Origin of the sequence: Maribacter sp. PR1 (genome assembly GCF_028464145.1) — a bacterium.
GTDB lineage: Bacteria > Bacteroidota > Bacteroidia > Flavobacteriales > Flavobacteriaceae > Maribacter.
The window spans coordinates 15692-33309 of sequence record NZ_JAQPCG010000008.1 but is presented as its reverse complement, the minus strand read 5'-3'; the positions used below and the strand labels follow the sequence as shown (position 1 = coordinate 33309).

Here is a 17618-nt window from a genome sequence, read left to right as displayed (position 1 = left end):
CGCGAAGTTTAATTGAGTAAGATAAAAGCAAGAGCAGCCAAAACAGCTCCAATTATTGGTCCAACTATAGGTACTAAAGCATAGGCCCAATCACTTTTACCTTTATTCTTTAGTGGCAAAATAGCATGCATTATCCTCGGGCCCAAATCCCGAGCCGGATTAATCGCGTAACCCGTAGGACCACCGAGACCAAACCCTATCCCCATGACTAAAAGTGCGACAGGAAGAGCGTCCAAGGAACCTAAAGAAATAGGTTCGTTGGCCAAAGCACCTCCAGCGATATAAAATACACCGAAAACCAAAGCAAAGGTTCCAATTATTTCCGTAACTAGGTTCCAACCTAAACTTCTAATTGCCGGTGCAGTACTAAAGGTGGCGAGTATTGCATCTTCATCCTCGGTGTGTTCATATTGCTTTTTGTAGGTTAACCAGACGAGAAAATTTCCCATCATGGCTCCTAAAATTTGTGCAATTATATAACCGGGAACCATGGACCAAGAGAATTTTCCTGCTGTGGCCAAACCAATGGTTACGGCCGGGTTTATATGGGCGCCACTTACATCTGCAGAGATAAACACCCCAATGAACACTGCTATTCCCCAGGCAAGGGATATACCTACCCAACCACTATCCGCACCTTTAGTTCCTTTTAATACTAAATTGGCTACGACCCCATTCCCTATAAGAATGAGCATACCTGTGCCTATGAATTCAAAAATATATGCGGTCATTGGTTATCTAATTTAAGTTGTAAAAGATAAAAAAAATAGATGGATTTTCAGGTTACTACAATTTTTCCTTTGGTAACGGTGAATTCTATTCCAATTATGCTTCATAATACCAATTATTGATTATTTGAATTAAGGATTTATCACAGTACAAAATGTAGTATATTGGTATGTTCATCCTTATCGACCAACCGCCAACCATGACCAAATTCGTTAAGATTCTTCCGCTCTTTTCTTTATTTCTTAATTTAAATCTCCTGTATTCTCAAAATATAGATGTTGTCAGGCCTACGGCCTTGGCCGTTTCCATCGAAGAAGAACCTTTAATAGATGGCCTTGTAATAAATGATGAGGTTTGGCAGTCCATAGAACCTATTGGAAACTTAACACAGACACAACCTAATTTTGGTATTCCGGCATCGGAAAAAACGGAAATAAGAATTGCTTACACTGCGGAGACCTTTTTTGTATCTGTTGTATGCTATGATTCCCAACCGAATAATTTAGTGGTCTCGGACGCTAGAAGGGACGCCGATTTGGACAATACGGATGCTTTTTTATTTATTTTAGACACGTATAAGGATGGCCAGAATGGTTTTGTGTTCGGTACAAATTCTTTAGGAGTTGAGTATGATGCACAAGTGGACAATGAAGGACAAGGAAATTTTAACGCAAACAGACAACAAGGGGGCACTATAGGCGGTTTTAATTTGAATTGGGACGGTTCTTGGGAAGTAAAGGCAAGTGTTGGGGATTATGGTTGGAGCGCTGAATTCGCAATTCCCCTGAGGACGCTTCGTTTTCAGTCTGGTAAGGATTGGGGTATCAATTTTAGAAGAAACATAAGAAAATCGAACGAAATAGCCTATTGGTCTCCAATTCCACTTGGCCTGGACCTTAAAAGATTGTCCCTTGCCGGAAACTTGACAGGGTTGGATTTGCGAAGTCCTGGAAATCTGAAGGTAATTCCATATGTTTTGGGAAGTGTGTCCAAGGATAATACTGTAATCGACCCAAAATCCAACTATAAGTTCGATGCAGGCGGAGATGTCAAATACAGTGTGACGCCAAGTCTAACCCTAGATTTGACCTACAACACGGATTTTGCCCAGGTAGAAGTGGATGATCAACAAGTAAACTTGGACCGTTTTAATCTATTTTTTCCCGAAAAACGTCCTTTCTTTTTGGAGAATGCAGGTTTGTTCAGTGTGGGAAGTCCTGGGGAAGTAGATTTGTTCTTTAGTAGGCGCATTGGCATAGGTGAAAATGGTAATATTGTTCCCATTATAGGGGGAGCAAGACTATCTGGCAAACTTAATAGGACGAACGTAGGACTTTTGAGTATGTGGACCGAGGAAGTATCTGATGTGGGTATAGAGGCCAATAATTTTACCGTAGCCAGGGTTAACCATGAGTTCAAGGGGAGAACAGCTTTGGGGGCTGCAATCATCAATAAGGAAGGACTTCAATCTGATGATTTTAACCGAACTCTTGCTTTGGATGGAAAACTAGGATTGGGCAGTAAAGCGCGCATTTCTGGATTTTTTGCGCATACTTCGGATCCAAATGATACCATTAATTCGAATTCTTATAAAATCCAAGGAGATTACAACTGGAACAATTGGGAATTAAGGGCTGCTTATACAGAGGTTGGCCAAGGCTTTAATCCAGAAGTGGGTTTTTTACTACGTTCAGCGTTCAAAAAGCCAGAAGGGCTCGTCCTGTATCATTTACGACCGAAGAACCCCAATTCTAAGATTTTGGAATACCGGCCACATATATCCTATCGGGGGTATTGGAATTTTGATGGATTTTTAGAAACAAGTTTTCTTCATTTGGATAATCATTTTGAGTGGAAAAGCGGGACCGAACTCCATACCGGAGTAAATGTAACCAAAGAAGGCGTTGTTTTTCCCTTTGATATTTCGCGTGGGGATAACGTAATTGTACAACCTGGAAGTTACGACCATGTAGAATCACAAATTGTATTTTTCACGAATAGAAGCAAACCATTTTCAGTAAATTTAAGATCTGTTATTGGGGGTTCTTTTGGAGGAACTAGATTTGTTGAGAGCATATCGGCTGCCTATCGAATAGGTGATCGGTTTAATTCGGAGGTTACCTTTCAATACAATAACTTTCAATTGCCCTTTGGAGATTTTACGGCAAATATCCTTCGGACCCAACTGTCCTATTCTTTTAAACCTAATGTTTATATTCAAGGATTGATACAGCATAATACGTCCGATAAATTATGGGCAGCTAATATTAGGTTTGGTTGGTTGGAGCGCGCCAATACGGGATTATTTTTGGTATATAATTATAATTTACGTGACGGGGATCCACTTAATAACAGTTTTATAATTAAGTATACAAGAATGTTCGATTTGGTCAAGTAAGACATTTCGTGAAGATGTTAAATTAGATTTTAAGACTTTTTATTTGTTCAATTTTTTTAATATTACCTAAAAGTCAGCTATGAAATTCTTAAAATCCCTTTTTTCCATAAGTCTTGTTATTATAATTTTTTCGTGTTCTTCGGATGATGGTGAAACTGTTACAGTGGACAATTCCTTGGTGGTAGGAACTTGGAATCTCACTCAAGTGAATATAAGTATCCCTCTAGACCCAAATGAAGACGGAACATCATCGACAAACATGGTGGACGAGTTACCGTGCCTAAATGGAGTCTTAACTATTAACGAGAATAATACTTGGAATCTAACCTTGACGGATTTAAATATAACACCGGTTACCGGAGATTTTTATGCTGTACAATGTGCTGCTTCTTTTACCTACTCAGGTAATTATATATTTCAAAATAATCAACTGAATCTGAACGACGTAAATTTCACGAATCTTGCCTTGAACGGGACCGTACTTACAGAAACCAAGGGAGAAAGCCTTCCAGGGGTTTTAAGTTACGTTTATGAAAAACAATAATTCATAATCATACCCCAAACTGTTGCAAATGATGGTCTAGATGTTTGGAGAAAAGGGTGTTCCATTCAGATTTGTTCAGTGGTCCAAAAGCATAGGAATCCTTGCCTTCAAAATGATTCGCTCCCAATTCTTGGGTTTTTCTAATATGACCAATTAGCTTATTTTTTTCGTTTTCAAAATCCCGTGCATCACTTATTTTAAAGATAGGTGAGGTCGGACCATTTTTTTTGTAAGGTTTTGGACCAACAACCGCGTTTTTTGCCAATAATTTTACCAGAAATTTTTTAAACCCCTTTGGTTTTGGATGCTTATCGGTATAGATGGTTTCATAGGCAACATTGCAATGGGCCAACATTTGGGATACATTCATTTTACCCCAGTTAGGCTGTTTCTCCGGAGTAAGCTTTTGTATACGTTCAATGGTTTCCTCGGATTCTTTTTTGTCAAACAGGTTTTTCCAGGCCATGATAAGATTTTTAATTGATTAGTTTATTCCTTTAACCTTCATTTGTAGGGTATATACCGCATCTAAAGCGGTTATGAATAGAATGTCCCTATCAGGGCCGCCAAGAGTTACGTTGGCTGTCCATCCCTTTGGAATCTTTATATGTTTTATTTTTTTTCCTGATTTATTAAATACGGTAACTCCATTTCCAGTTAGGTAAAGGTTGCCTTTATTGTCCAGGGTCATACCATCTGACCCCATTTCACAAAAAAGTTTACGATCTGTAAGGCTTCCGTCTTTATTTATTTTATAAACATATGTTTTTTTATCACCCGGATCGGCGATAAATAACTTTTTGCCATTCTTGGAGCCTACAATACCATTGGGCATAACCAAGTCTTCGGCAACAATGGTCAGTGAATTGCTCCCAGGAGCCAAATAGTAAACACGTCTTTTCTCTACCTCTGGTGTTCGATTTTTCCACCAATCTCTTTTGTAAAGGGGGTCGGTTATGTATATTCCTCCTTGTGGGTCTACCCATACATCATTGGGTCCGCCTAGAAATTTTCCTTCAAATTTGTCTACGAGTACCGTAACGTTCTTATCTGAATCAATTTTCCATAATTGGTTTTTTTCATCGGCACAGGATATCAAATTTCCTTGGTGGTCAAAATAGAGCCCGTTGGACCTTCCACTGGGGTGCATCCAATCTGAAACAGTATTGGTCTTTGCGTCCCATTTAACGATGCGGTCATTGGGTTGATCGGTAAAAAAAATATTTCCCTCCTTATCGACTGCCGGACCTTCCGTAAACTCAAATGAATCAGATACCAAGGATAGTGATTCACCCTCTTTGACAATGTCTTGAGCGGTAATAAAGGAGTTCAAAAGAAGTAAAGCTAAAAATGTATTTATGGATTTCATTGTTAAGTAAATAATTATAGTATTTGTTTTAAAGTTTAATCCGTCGCACCCGGACCCTTTACGAACCTACCTGAAAAGGTACCTGTATGCTCTCCATCATTTAGAACATGACCGCCATTTACAAAAACATGCTTCATTCCGGTCGCGTATTGGTGCGGTTTCTCAAAAGTTGCATTGGCCGTTATGGTTTTAGGGTCAAAAATTAACACATCTGCAAAGTATCCCTGTTTTAAAGCACCTCTTTTTTTCAATTTTAAATTGGTGGCCGGGAGGGTAGTTAATTTGTAAATAGCTTCCTCTAATGATATAACTTTTTCCTCGCGCACGAAATGACCCAAGAGTCTAGCAAAAGAACCATAAGCCCTTGGGTGCGTACTTTGTTCTAGAAAGACGCCTTCTGTGCTATAAGAACCAGCATCGGAACAAATACTCATATAGGGAAGTTTTAATTTTTTCTTGATGTTTTCCTTGGACATAGAAAAGTACACGACCTGTATTCTACTATCATCTTCATAGATGAGGTCGACCAAAGTCTCATTAGCTGATTTTAGTCTTTCTTCAGCCACCTCTGCCAGGGTCTTGCCGATGAGATTACGCAGCTCCTTATTTCTAAACCCTACCAACAAAATATTTTCGGGTGGCACATGAAAATCAATTTCATCCATCATTCTTTTTCGGGTTGCCGGGTTCTCCATCAAGGTAATGGTGGATTTATGCCCACCTTCTTTGGCCCAAGCCGGTAACACTACATTCAGTCCTGTGGAACTGGCATTGTACATGTACATATCCGTAGTAATATTTAAACCATTTTCTCGAGCATTGTTTACGATTGTAATGGCGCTGTCCAATAAATGCCAATTTGCATTTCCAGAAGCTTTAAAATGATAAATTTCCGCAGGGAGCTTTGCTTCACGCGATATGGTAATCAATTCATCCACCGCTTCCAAAAGTCCCCCTTCTTCGTCCCTGATATGGGAAATGTACATTCCATTGTATTCAGAAACAATTTTGGCCAATTCAATGATTTCATCGGTTTGGGCATGGCCGCTGGGAACATATATCAATGAGGTTGATAGCCCCATAGCACCTTCTTCCATTCCTTGGCGAAGTAGATTTTTCATGGTATCCATCTCCGCTTCGGTAGGGGGTCTCTTTTCAATTCCAATGGCATACTCGCGCAGTGTTGCATTGCCCACGAAAGAGGCCACGTTGGTGGATATTCCTTTAGTTTCTAAATGTGTTAAATACTCACCCAAAGAGGTCCATGGAATATCGTATTTGATATCACCTTGACCTTCTTTCATTTCTTTTTTCATGTTTCCATTAAGGGGCCCCATGGAAGATCCCTCGCCAAGTACCTCTAAAGTAACTCCTTGTCGTATATCCCCCTGTGATCGCCCATCCTCAATTAAGGCCACATTGGCCCAACTCAACATGTTTATAAATCCTGGGGAAACGGAAAGATCGGTAGCGTCGATTTCTTGTTTTCCTTGAGCCCGACCTAACTCACCTATGGCAGCAATAGTATCGGCATTTATAGCGATATCACCAACGAATGATTTTTCACCCGAACCATCCAAGATTTGACCGTTTCTTATAAGAATATCATAAGGGGTGTTTTCTTGATTATTACAGGATAGGATGCTTATCAACGAAAGGGTTAGGATGGAGATGTAATACTTCCGCATTTATAGTTGCTTTAGGAATTCCATGTTGTGCTTCATACTTTCCAAAGGTGTACTTGCATACTCCTCCTGTTCAATTAAAATATGTTTTACTCCAGAGGCTTCTTGGTTGTTCATCATGGCTTTAATATCCAATCCACCTTTGCCGAATTCAGTACTTTCTTTTTCGGCCATATTCATATCCTTAAGGTGCCACAAAGGAAAGCGACCGGGATATCTTTTAAAATAATCCAGAGGATCCTTACCAGCGACAATGACCCACCCCAAATCCAGTTCCATATGCACAAGGTCAGGTTCTGTATTGTCCATTAGGATATCGTAAAGTACTTGTCCTTGATCTGATTCAAATTCGTACTCATGATTATGATAGCCGAAATGAATACCCAGTTTTTCGCAGGCCTCCCCAGCTTTATTAAACTCCTCTGCAACTTTTTTATAATTATCTACGGTTTGCCCATTGGAAGGCATTGAGGAACAAATTAAATAGTCCTGTCCTGAAGCTGCAGCCTCTTCCATCGTCTTTTCAAAATCCTGGTCTAAGTGAACATGTCCGCTGACTAATTTCATTCCGAGGTCTTCGCAGGCCTGCTTCATACTCTTTGGGGTGAGCCCATAATAATGCCCTTTACTACTTTTGGCAGACTCAATTTCTTTCAAACCAATAGAAGCAATTGCTTCAAGTGTCCCTAATGGGTCCTTCGCCATTTGGTCTCTAAAACTATAGAGCTGGACCCCAAATTTTTGTTCCGTTTCCATGGCGAAACCATAGGAAGGTAGAAGTGCTGTACCAGCTGTTAACAATGATGAACGAACTAAAAAATCTCTTCTTTTCATGTGTTTTTTAAGATATGTTTAATTAAAGTCTTGAGTAGTATCAAATTTTTCTAAGGTACTAAATATTACAACATCCCTATAATCATAGATTTGTACTTTTGTGAAAACGATTGAAATGAATACCAGGGAAGAGAAATTAGAGGCATTTGATCGCCTGCTTACCATTATGGATGAGTTACGTGAACAATGCCCGTGGGATAAAAAACAGACCATGGAAAGTCTAAGGCATTTAACCATTGAAGAAACCTATGAATTAGGTGATGCCATTTTGGACAATAATTTGGATGAAGTAAAGGGTGAGTTGGGAGATTTGTTACTTCACATTATTTTTTATGCCAAAATCGGTTCGGAAAGCAATCGTTTTGATATTGGGGATGTAGCCAACGGAATCTGTGAAAAATTGGTAAATAGGCATCCTCATATTTATGGAGATATCTCCGTACAAAATGATGAAGAAGTAAAACAAAACTGGGAGAAAATAAAGCTTAAAGAAGGAAAAAATAGTGTTCTACAGGGCGTTCCAAGGAGTTTGCCAGCCTTGGTAAAAGCCAATAGGATTCAAGATAAGGTGGCCGGTGTAGGATTTGATTGGGAAGAGCCGCATCAGGTTTTTGAAAAACTTCAGGAAGAATTGGGCGAACTGCAGGAAGAAGTAAACCTTGGGAACAAAGACGAGATTGAATCAGAGTTTGGCGATGTACTTTTTTCCTTGATAAACTATGCCAGATTTTTGGGTGTCAATCCGGAAAACGCATTGGAACGCACCAATAAAAAATTCTCTAAAAGATTTCAATTTTTGGAGGGGGAAGCTGCCAAAAAGGGTAAATCCCTTAAGGATATGAGCTTGAAGGAAATGGAGACTTATTGGGAGAAAGCCAAAAAAATGGATTAGTGCTACCTCGGAAAAATCGTTTTTATACAAGTATCTTTGGCCTTCTAAATTTTAATAGGTGTTTTCTAAGTATACAAAAGAATTTGCATACAACATAAAGTTATCGGTCCCTGTAATTCTGGGTATGCTGGGACATACCTTTGTACAGTTCGCGGACAACATTATGGTAGGTCAACTGGGAACAGCTGAGTTGGCGGCCGTTTCCCTGGGAAACAGTTTTGTTTTTATAGCGATGTCATTAGGTATTGGTTTTTCTACCGCTATAACCCCTTTGGTCGCGGAGGCGGATGGGGCAGGGAATAAAGAAAATGCCAAGAGTGCCCTAAAACACGGCTTGGTGCTCTGTACCATTTTGGGTTTCTCCTTGTTTGGACTTATTCTCTTGGCAAAACCCATCATGCATTTGATGAAACAGCCCCAAGAAGTTGTGGAGCTAGCTCTACCGTACTTGGACCTTGTAGCTTTTTCATTGGTTCCCCTTATCGTTTTTCAAGCATTTAAGCAGTTTTCGGAAGGGTTGTCCCAAACAAGATATCCTATGTATGCCACGGTCATTGCCAATGTGGTTAACATAACGCTTAATTATCTACTGATTTTTGGTTCCTTCGGATTTCCCAAACTGGGTATAGTAGGTGCGGCCTTGGGTACGCTGATTGCAAGGGTGGTCATGGTATTCTATTTATGGATGCTTCTAAAGAACAAGAAAAAATTCCATGATTATGTCACGGGTTTCAATTTTAAGACGATAGAAAAAAGAGTGATCAAAAAAATAATTTCGCTAGGTTTTCCCTCTGCTTTGCAAATGTTTTTTGAGGTAGCCATATTCACGGCTGCTATTTGGTTGAGTGGTGTTTTGGGAAAGAATCCCCAAGCCGCCAATCAGATTGCCTTGAATCTTAGTAGTATGACGTATATGTTCGGAATCGGGTTGGGTGTTGCCGCAATGATAAGGGTTGGTAATCAAAAAGGACTTAAAAATTTTGCGGAACTACGCAGATTGGCACAATCCATATTTTTTCTTACGCTGATATTAGAGGTCGCTTTTGCAATTCTTTTTGTGTTGGGTCGTAACTGGTTTCCGACCTTGTATTTAGATGTGGACGACGTACTTAATTTCGCTGACAACACAGCTGTAATTTCCCTGGCATCTCAACTTTTATTGGTGGCTGCCTTTTTCCAGATTTCCGATGGCGTTCAAGTAGTTGTTTTAGGAGCATTAAGAGGTTTGCAAGACGTTAAGATTCCCACATTTATTACCTTTGTGGCCTATTGGTTGATAGGCTTTCCCATTTCTTATTACTTGGGTTTATATACAACAATGGAAAGTACAGGAATATGGATAGGGCTTTTAACTGGACTAACGGCATCTGCTATTATGTTGTATATTCGATTTAATTACTTGACTCAGAAACTTATACTTAAACCCTAACTTCCATTCTTGCAAACGGAAGTACTTTAGACTAAAATATTAAAGATGGAATTACCCAAGTTTTTATTAGGCGATAACACGGATTACCCTTCGGCTATTTTTGTAATTCATACGGAGTATCCAAGGTTCGTAATTAACCTTGAAGACGATGAGGTGGAATGGCTGGAGGAATTCTCAAAAGAGGATGAAAAGGAATTGGAATCCGAGGCCGAGAATCTTATTGAGGCCGCAACGGCATTCTATGACAGGGAAGTATCCAGATATGAGGATTAGATAGGGGATGCTGGAGGAGTTGGTTCAAATAGACAAAGAGGTTTTTCTTTACTTAAATGGATTGGGCACCTCCTCTTGGGATACTTTTTGGCAATTTGTTTCCAATAAGTTTAGTGCCATTCCCATGTATCTTTTCTTATTGATTCTTACTTTTCAAAAACTCGGCTTAAAAAAGACAATTTTATTGGTTTTAACTGTTGTCATTTTAATTACAGTTTCGGACCAACTTAGTAATTTCTTTAAATATGGGGTCGCTAGACTAAGACCCTGCCATGATCCAGAAGTGAGTCCGCTTATGCGATTGGTAAAGAGCTATTGTGGAGGAAAGTTTGGTTACTATTCGGCACATGCTTCAAATTCATTTGCATTGGCCATTTTCTTTGGATTAATGTTGCGCTCCCAAATTAGGTTAATAGGTTTAGCACTTGTTTTTTGGGCCCTTTTGGTGGCATACAGCCGAATTTATATTGGGGTTCATTTTCCCTTGGATGTACTGTCCGGCTCGCTGATCGGAGCATTTTTAGGATGGTTATTTGCAAAGTTGTATATATTTGCACTTCGGAAATTCTCGGTATGATATCCAACCTAAGGTATTGGTTTTTAGTGGTTCTCATAGTTTTGGTGTATATCGCCGGTACTTTCGTGACGCTATTTGAAAACGATTCTGCTCAGTTTGCCGTGATGGCCATGCGCATGGTCAATGAAAATGATTTCATCAATTTATTTAAGGGTCCTAATGAGTATTTAGACAAACCACATATGCATTATTGGCTCGCTGCCCTTTCTTATAAAATTTTTGGGATTCACGATTGGGCATACCGCATTCCAGGAATTTTGGCAACACTTTTGGGGGCCTATAGTTGTTTTGGGCTTGGAAAGCTTTTGTATAATCAGCATACTGGTAAATTAGCGGCTTTAATCTTCATGACTGCTCAAACCATTGTTTTAGGTGCAATCGATGTGCGTACCGATGCTGTGTTGACAGGGTTTACCATTTTCGCAATTTGGCAATTGGCAAGGTATATTGAAAAGGGCAGTGTGGTCGCGATACTGTTGGGAGCATTTGGGGCTGGCATGGCTTTTTCTACTAAGGGTCAGATTGCATTGGTGGTTATAGGATTACCTTTATTATGTCATTTGGCGTATACCAGAAAATGGAAACGGTTTATAAGCTGGAAAGTAATTTTGGCCTTAACGGTATTCGCATTCACTATCGCACCGATGTTATATGCGTATTACTTACAGTTTGATATGCATCCTGAAAAAATAATTCGAGGTCGGGACAATCGTAGTGGTATCTTTTTTATTTTTTGGGAACAGAGCTTTGAACGTATGAGCGGGGAGGGTATCGGTAAGAACAGCAGCGATTATTTTTTCTTTTTTCATACTTTTTTGTGGGTCTTTCTTCCTTGGACCATTTTAGCCTTGACGGCATTTTGGTGTAAAGCAAAAACCTTCATAAAATTAAAGTTTACTTACAATCCAAAATATGAGTTTCTGACCTTAGGAGGAATTACCTTGGTCTTTGTTCTTATAAGCTTTGCACAGTTTAAACTTCCTCATTACCTAAACGTTACTATTCCATTATTTTCCGTACTTACGGCTTCCTATATGTATGATCTATATCGGTTTGAAAAGAAAAAGACGACCAAGTATTTGATGGGTGCCCAATATTTTATTTTGTCCTTAGTATTTGTATCGTCTGTTTTAATCTGTTTTTTTGTTTTTAAGTTCGATGGTGTGTTTATCCCACTTTTATTGATTCTCGCAAGTCTAGTCATTGTTTATTTCACTTTAAAATCCGAGAATAGCTATATACGTTTGATTACGGTTTCCGTTTGTACCTCACTTCTTTTAAACGCAGTATTGAATCTTCATTTCTATCCCAATCTACTCAAATATCAGGGTGGCTCCAATATGTCTAAATTGGTGAAACAGAACAATGTTCCAGTAGAAAAAATTTACAAGATTGGAGAACAATATACTTGGGCCCTTGATTTTTATAATAAGTATCCAGTGCAAATCAGTAACATGACAGCGATTAGGAACAAGAAAGATGTTTGGGTCTATGTCAATGCTGAAGAATTGGAAAAAATAAGGGAATCTCCTTTGGACTGGGATCAACAGTACACCGTGGACCAATTTAGAATAACGAGGTTACAGGGAAAATTTCTCAACCCCAATACTAGATATAAAGTTGTCAATAAAATGCACTTGGTGCATTTAAAACAGTGATTGGGGTTTAATAACCATCCCACAAATTACTAAATATTACTACTACAAGAATACATATTGAATCTATCTTGACGATTCAATATGCTTAAGCGACGATTCAACATAAAGTCATTTTTAAAGTGATGGTTTGTCCACATTTTTGGGACATCATTATATTCTAAAAAACTTTAAAATGACACCAACTACTATGTTCTCGTTCGCAAACTTCATCGTTATGCCCATGTGGCTATTGATGATATTCTTGCCGAAGTGGAAATTGACCAGATACTTGATCGATTTCAAGGTAATCCCTATAGTGCTCTCTGCAATTTATATTTTTTACATCATTCAATCGATGATGGATAATGGACTTATGGACTTTGGAAGTCTTGCATCTGTTAAGGAGTTGTTTACTAAGGAAAATGCAGTTCTGGCTGGTTGGATTCATTATCTCGCATTTGATCTTCTAGTAGGTATGTGGATGGTAAGCAAAAACAAGGAACTAGGTATTCATAAGGCGCTTATGGCACCTTGTCTTTTTTTCACCTTTATGTTTGGGCCCTTAGGTTTTCTTTTGTTCATGACCCTCAAAACCATAAAAAACAAAATTGGATGAATTACGAAAACCTTTCTGGATTAACAGCAAATAATTTAAATGAAAATAATATGAACTCTTATACACAAACATTAATTGAAAACAATCACTCATCAAACAGCGAATTAAAGCTTTGGGGAAACTTTCAAAAAACCATCGGAAAACTATTAACGAAAGTTAAAAAAGAAAGTCCGATATTATTCTGGGTAGCCATGGTAATCGCAATATTGGGGATAGGATGCTTAATTGGTCTGTTCATTGACGAAAGAACCTTAATGGGAGTTAGCGTTTGGTTAAAGCCATTAAAATTTTCTATTTCCATATCAATCTACTTACTAACCGTGGGGTATTTGATTTCCAAATATCCATACTCCAAAAGGAAAAAGAATCTTATCAACCATATAACTATGTGGTCCTTGTTATTGGAGTTTCTCATCATCCTATACCAAGGTTCTAGGGGCGTACAAAGTCATTATAATATCGCTACTAATTTTGATGCTATACTATTTATGTTAATGGGTGTCTTTGTTGGTATTAACGTATTAACGATGGTCTTATTTATTATAGATACGGTACGTTTAAAATTAAAGACCACAAAATCGGTACAATGGGCCATATTAATGGGCTGGCTGGTTGTATTTTTTGGTAGCTGGGTGGGAGGTCAAATGATAGCACAAATGGGTCATAATATTGGTGTCTCAGATGGGGGAGAGGGGCTCCCATTGGTCAACTGGAGCACTATTGGTGGAGACCTCCGCATAGCTCATTTTTATGGATTGCACGGTATTCAGGTTATTCCGTTCTTCGCCATTTGGTTATCGAAAAAATGGAGGTTCTCCAATCGTAAACAGATTATCGTTGTAACTTTATTCGCTTTGACCTACGCTTCATGGATAGGGTTAACATTCTATCAAGCGAAACAAGGTATGGCACTACTGGGCCAATAATCGAACAAAAGGTAGATGAACAAAGAGAAACGTATTCAATATTTAGGATTTAACGACTTTTGGTTTTCTGTTGTTGGTATTTTTATTCTAAGTGTAGTTACAACATATCTTTTCAGTAATACGTTTGCGATGGTTTCTCTCACCGAAGCGATTATTAGTTGGGTTGTGGCACTTTTCTTCACAACCATCGATTGGGTAATCAATAGGGGGATAATGATTTATTTACGAAGAAAATACCCTGCATTCCGTGATGATGCTAAGCGTATTATATTGTTTTTCATAGCCATAACCTGTACGGTCGTACTAGTGGATTTTGTAGGTGGTACTTTATTATCCTTAATACCCGGTTTTAATTACGGCGATAGGGTGTCTAGAATTAAAATGCTTCTGCCTATTATTTTTATCACCATTATGACCATGGCGATTTATGAAGCTATTTATTACAACATAAGGCTTAAAAAATCCATAAGGCAAGAGGAAAAATCAAAACAAGCAATCGTACAGGCCCAACTTGACGCATTGCGGAACCAGGCGCAACCGCATTTTTTCTTCAATACCCTGAATACCTTACGCGATATCATTGATCAAAATTCAAAGGAGGATGCCAAGGATTTCGTGGACAAATTATCGGATATCTACCGTTTTTTATTGGAAGCAGGGAACGCAAATCTAATTTCACTTCGGGAGGAGCTAAAGTTCGCCAAAGCCTATATTCATATACAATCCGAACGTTTTGGTACAAATCTAATAGTAAATTGGGATATTCCTGAAACTTCGCTAGATTTCATGATTGTACCTATGAGCCTACAATTATTGCTGGAAAATGCGATTAAGCATAATGTCATATCCAAAGCGAAACCTTTACTAATAAACGTATCGGTAAAAGAAAACAAATTGATGGTGGACAACAAAATTGAACCAAAATCCACACAACTTCCATCAACAAAGGTTGGACTTGCGAACATCGAAAAAAGGTATGCGTTAATTTCCAGTGAATCACTTGAGATCAATAATGACGGAAATCGATTTATGGTTTTCCTTCCATTGGTAAAAATGTCAAATGAAAAAATAAGCGATGAAAATACTGATTATTGAAGATGAAACCAGAGCGGCAAATCAATTGCAGCGTATGCTAAAGGTATGTGATTTTGAATACGAACTTTTGGCAATAATCGATACAGTGGAAGATAGCGTAAGGTGGTTTCAAGATAATGCTTTACCAGATTTGGTGTTTATGGACATACAGCTGGCCGATGGCTTGAGTTTTGAGATTTTTCAGAAAATGGATGTCGAAGCGCCGATTATTTTCACAACAGCCTTTGATCAATATGCCATACAGGCATTTAAGGTGAATAGCGTGGATTATTTACTAAAACCAATACAGCATGATGATTTGAAGAAGGCACTGGATAAATTTAAAAAATCCAATAAACCGAATTCCATCGACCCATCCATTCTAAAACAACTTCTCTGTAGTTTTCAAATAACTCCTAAACGAGAGGGTATATTGGTCAAAGAGGGGAGTGGATTCCTTCAAGTCAAAGTATCGGAGCTTTTGTATTGCTATTCGGAGGACAGCGTTACGTTTGGTGTAACTTTGGGTAAACGTTTTATTATCAATGAAACTATAGACGAACTGTTCGATTCTTTGGACCCAAATAAATTTTTCAGAATAAATCGTGGGCAAATCGTAGCCAAAAATTCCATTGAAAAAATAGATTCTTATTTTAACCACAGGGTGAAACTTTCCATTACCAATTCACGCGACCAAGAATTTATCGTTAGCAGGCCGAAGACTACAGATTTTAAAAGTTGGATGAATAGGTGATCCCTATTTCTGAAGTAGAAGTTCTGTTTTATATGGATTTAGAGGTGGTCTCTAACTTTATCTTCTTGAAATGATAACGTATTCCTATCAAAGAGATAAAAGCGGTTATTAAAAAGAACACCACACTAATACCTACCGAAGTACTTTCATCTAGATTTAAAAACTCGGCACCATAGAAAAATGTTATTTCCCTGCTACCAAGTCCACCAATGGTTAAAGGTATTACGGATACAATGGAGGATATAAGGAAGACTACCAAATAGGCCAATATGTTTGCATGAATACCCAAGGCTTGCATTATAAAAAAAACACTTACGAGTTGTGCAAGCTGCACTAGGGAAGAATGTCCTAAGGAACTCCAAAACACAGGCAGCACATAGGAAAAGAATTTCTTGTTCAACAAAAAGTATACCCCTATCGCTAAAGGAATGGCGATAATAAACAGATATTTATAAGGAGCCAAAAGGCTGTTTCCTAAAACTACAATTAAACCACAAGCATAGACAAAGAGAAGTAAAAGCCCACTTAACCTATCCAGGACCAATACACTGACTACGCGCTTGGTCTGTACTTGAAAATTCTTCTTGATTAAATACCCTTTATAGGCATCTCCGCCTATTCCTCCTGGTAAAAAAAGGTTATAGAACATGCCGAGTAAATATAGCTTCAAATTACTTTTTTGGGTCAGCGGAATTTTTAACTGATGAAAATAACCATTAAGTCTATAGGAGGCAATTATTTTAGAAATAAGAAAAAATAATAAGGCGAAAATCAGATAAAGGGGATTACTTTTTTTTAGCGTACCCATTATCTCCGAAAAATCAATTTTGGTGAAAATAAAGTAGATAAGCAATGCACTTATCACCAACTTAAGGATGGTGGTTAAGGTCTTACGAGGATTTGCCACCTATACTTACTTTTTTAATTCGATAAGGTCTCTTTTTTTGTGATTCATAATAGGTCCTAATTAAAAGCTCCATTACAATTCCTATGGTGAACAGTTGTATGCCCCCTAAAATAAACATCAGACCAAAAGTTAGCAAGGGTCTGTTTCCAATATCCTCTCCCAATCCGAACTTAACAATTAACAAGTAGACGTTGATCAGCACACCCAAAATGATTAAGAGAAAACCAAAGATTCCGAAAAGGTGAATCGGCCTTTGAAAATATTTCCTGATAAAGAGTAAAAGCATCATATCCGCGACGACCTTGAATACACGTTCCAGACCGTACTTGGAGACACCGGCATGACGGGCATGATGTTTTACGGGCACCTGTTTGATTTGAGCGCCTTCCAAATGGGCCAAAAGCGTTATAAACCGATGCATTTCACCATATAGATTTAGGTCTTTGGCAATATCCTTTGTAAAAACTTTTAGAGCACAACCATTATCCTTTATATCCAGTTTCGTTACTCTCCTAACCAAATAATTGGCGATTTTAGAGGGTATTTTTTTTACCAATGAATCCTGGCGCTTTTGCCGTATTCCGGTTACCAAGTCGTACTCCTCTTCAATAGCAAAGGATAACATTTGAGGGATGTCGCTAGGGTCATTTTGTAAATCCCCATCCATGGTAATAATGAATTCTCCTTCCGCATAATCTATGCCCGCTGCGAGTGCCAAACTTTGACCGTAATTCTTTTTTAGTTCGATAAGATGAACCTTGGGGTCATCCATCGCCTTCACTACCTTTTTGGTATTATCCGCAGAAAAATCGTCGATATAAATGATTTGATAATCATAGCCAACAAGACTTTCATGGATTTTTTCCGTTAACAGAACGGCATTATCTTCCTCATTATAGAGAGGCACTACTACGGAGAGTAGGGAAGGAGTAACAATATCCATTAAGTCGATTTTGGATTACGTGGGCAAAGTT

At 38.4% G+C, this 17618-nt stretch carries 18 protein-coding genes; 11 read left to right on the top strand and 7 right to left on the bottom strand.

Annotation, left to right across the window (positions count from 1 at the left end; genetic code table 11):
- Positions 1-8: 8 nt before the first annotated feature.
- Positions 9-731 (bottom strand): MIP/aquaporin family protein, encoded by a 723-nt coding sequence (locus PP182_RS16460; RefSeq protein ID WP_272652359.1) that lies wholly within the window; start codon positions 729-731, stop codon positions 9-11.
- Positions 732-928: 197 nt separating this feature from the next.
- Between PP182_RS16460 and PP182_RS16455 the strand changes: the two genes are divergently transcribed.
- Both PP182_RS16455 and PP182_RS16450 read left to right on the top strand, forming a co-directional pair.
- Positions 929-3127: a DUF5916 domain-containing protein gene (locus PP182_RS16455; RefSeq protein WP_272652358.1), complete on the top strand. Its 2199-nt coding sequence runs from the start codon at positions 929-931 to the stop codon at positions 3125-3127.
- Between the two features lie 79 nt (positions 3128-3206).
- Positions 3207-3671, top strand: a complete 465-nt coding sequence (locus PP182_RS16450) for a hypothetical protein (protein WP_272652357.1) — start codon at positions 3207-3209, stop codon at positions 3669-3671.
- Between the two features lie 7 nt (positions 3672-3678).
- Here PP182_RS16450 and PP182_RS16445 read toward each other — a convergent pair whose 3' ends face one another.
- From PP182_RS16445 to PP182_RS16430, 4 genes are read right to left on the bottom strand one after another with little or no spacing between them, the layout of a single operon-like run.
- Positions 3679-4137, bottom strand: a complete 459-nt coding sequence (locus tag PP182_RS16445) for a DUF1569 domain-containing protein (RefSeq protein ID WP_272652356.1) — start codon at positions 4135-4137, stop codon at positions 3679-3681.
- Between the two features lie 18 nt (positions 4138-4155).
- On the bottom strand, positions 4156-5040 hold the full coding sequence (locus tag PP182_RS16440; protein ID WP_272652355.1) for an SMP-30/gluconolactonase/LRE family protein: 885 nt from the start codon (positions 5038-5040) through the stop codon (positions 4156-4158).
- A 35-nt stretch (positions 5041-5075) separates the two neighbouring features.
- Positions 5076-6728 (bottom strand): N-acyl-D-amino-acid deacylase family protein, encoded by a 1653-nt coding sequence (locus PP182_RS16435; protein WP_272652354.1) that lies wholly within the window; start codon positions 6726-6728, stop codon positions 5076-5078.
- Complete coding sequence (locus tag PP182_RS16430) at positions 6729-7559, bottom strand: sugar phosphate isomerase/epimerase family protein (protein WP_272652353.1); 831 nt, start codon at positions 7557-7559, stop codon at positions 6729-6731.
- Positions 7560-7674: 115 nt separating this feature from the next.
- Here PP182_RS16430 and mazG point away from each other — a divergent pair, with 115 nt between their 5' ends.
- The 9 genes from mazG to PP182_RS16385 all read left to right on the top strand — a co-directional run bounded on the left by mazG (position 7675) and on the right by PP182_RS16385 (position 15737).
- Positions 7675-8451 carry a nucleoside triphosphate pyrophosphohydrolase gene (gene mazG, locus PP182_RS16425; RefSeq protein ID WP_272652352.1) on the top strand — a complete coding sequence of 259 codons (777 nt, stop codon included), beginning with the start codon at positions 7675-7677 and terminating at the stop codon, positions 8449-8451.
- A gap of 58 nt (positions 8452-8509) precedes the next feature.
- Entirely contained in the window at positions 8510-9880 is a 1371-nt protein-coding gene (locus PP182_RS16420; RefSeq protein WP_272652351.1) for an MATE family efflux transporter, read from the top strand.
- Between the two features lie 45 nt (positions 9881-9925).
- Positions 9926-10153 carry a hypothetical protein gene (locus PP182_RS16415; RefSeq protein ID WP_272652350.1) on the top strand — a complete coding sequence of 76 codons (228 nt, stop codon included), beginning with the start codon at positions 9926-9928 and terminating at the stop codon, positions 10151-10153.
- Between the two features lie 7 nt (positions 10154-10160).
- The gene (locus PP182_RS16410; protein WP_272652349.1) at positions 10161-10730 is read left to right on the top strand and encodes a phosphatase PAP2 family protein; all 570 of its coding nucleotides are present in this window, start codon (positions 10161-10163) and stop codon (positions 10728-10730) included.
- A complete protein-coding gene (locus tag PP182_RS16405) occupies positions 10727-12388 on the top strand; it encodes an ArnT family glycosyltransferase (RefSeq protein WP_272652348.1) in 1662 nt (553 codons plus the stop codon). Before PP182_RS16410 ends, PP182_RS16405 begins: the two co-directional genes overlap by 4 nt.
- Before the next feature lie 172 nt (positions 12389-12560).
- A complete protein-coding gene (locus PP182_RS16400) occupies positions 12561-12983 on the top strand; it encodes an ABA4-like family protein (protein ID WP_272652347.1) in 423 nt (140 codons plus the stop codon).
- Complete coding sequence (locus PP182_RS16395; RefSeq protein ID WP_272652346.1) at positions 12980-13909, top strand: hypothetical protein; 930 nt, start codon at positions 12980-12982, stop codon at positions 13907-13909. Before PP182_RS16400 ends, PP182_RS16395 begins: the two co-directional genes overlap by 4 nt.
- A gap of 15 nt (positions 13910-13924) precedes the next feature.
- Positions 13925-15004 (top strand): sensor histidine kinase, encoded by a 1080-nt coding sequence (locus PP182_RS16390; protein ID WP_272652345.1) that lies wholly within the window; start codon positions 13925-13927, stop codon positions 15002-15004.
- Positions 14985-15737, top strand: coding sequence for a LytR/AlgR family response regulator transcription factor (locus PP182_RS16385; RefSeq protein WP_272652344.1), 753 nt, complete (start codon positions 14985-14987; stop codon positions 15735-15737). Before PP182_RS16390 ends, PP182_RS16385 begins: the two co-directional genes overlap by 20 nt.
- Before the next feature lie 28 nt (positions 15738-15765).
- On the opposite strand, the gene PP182_RS16380 is transcribed toward PP182_RS16385, so the two are convergent.
- Both PP182_RS16380 and PP182_RS16375 read right to left on the bottom strand, forming a co-directional pair.
- Positions 15766-16644, bottom strand: coding sequence for a lysylphosphatidylglycerol synthase transmembrane domain-containing protein (locus PP182_RS16380; protein ID WP_272652343.1), 879 nt, complete (start codon positions 16642-16644; stop codon positions 15766-15768).
- Complete coding sequence (locus PP182_RS16375) at positions 16628-17587, bottom strand: glycosyltransferase family 2 protein (protein WP_272652342.1); 960 nt, start codon at positions 17585-17587, stop codon at positions 16628-16630. The genes PP182_RS16380 and PP182_RS16375 overlap by 17 nt, the downstream gene beginning before the upstream one ends.
- Positions 17588-17618: the final 31 nt, after the last annotated feature.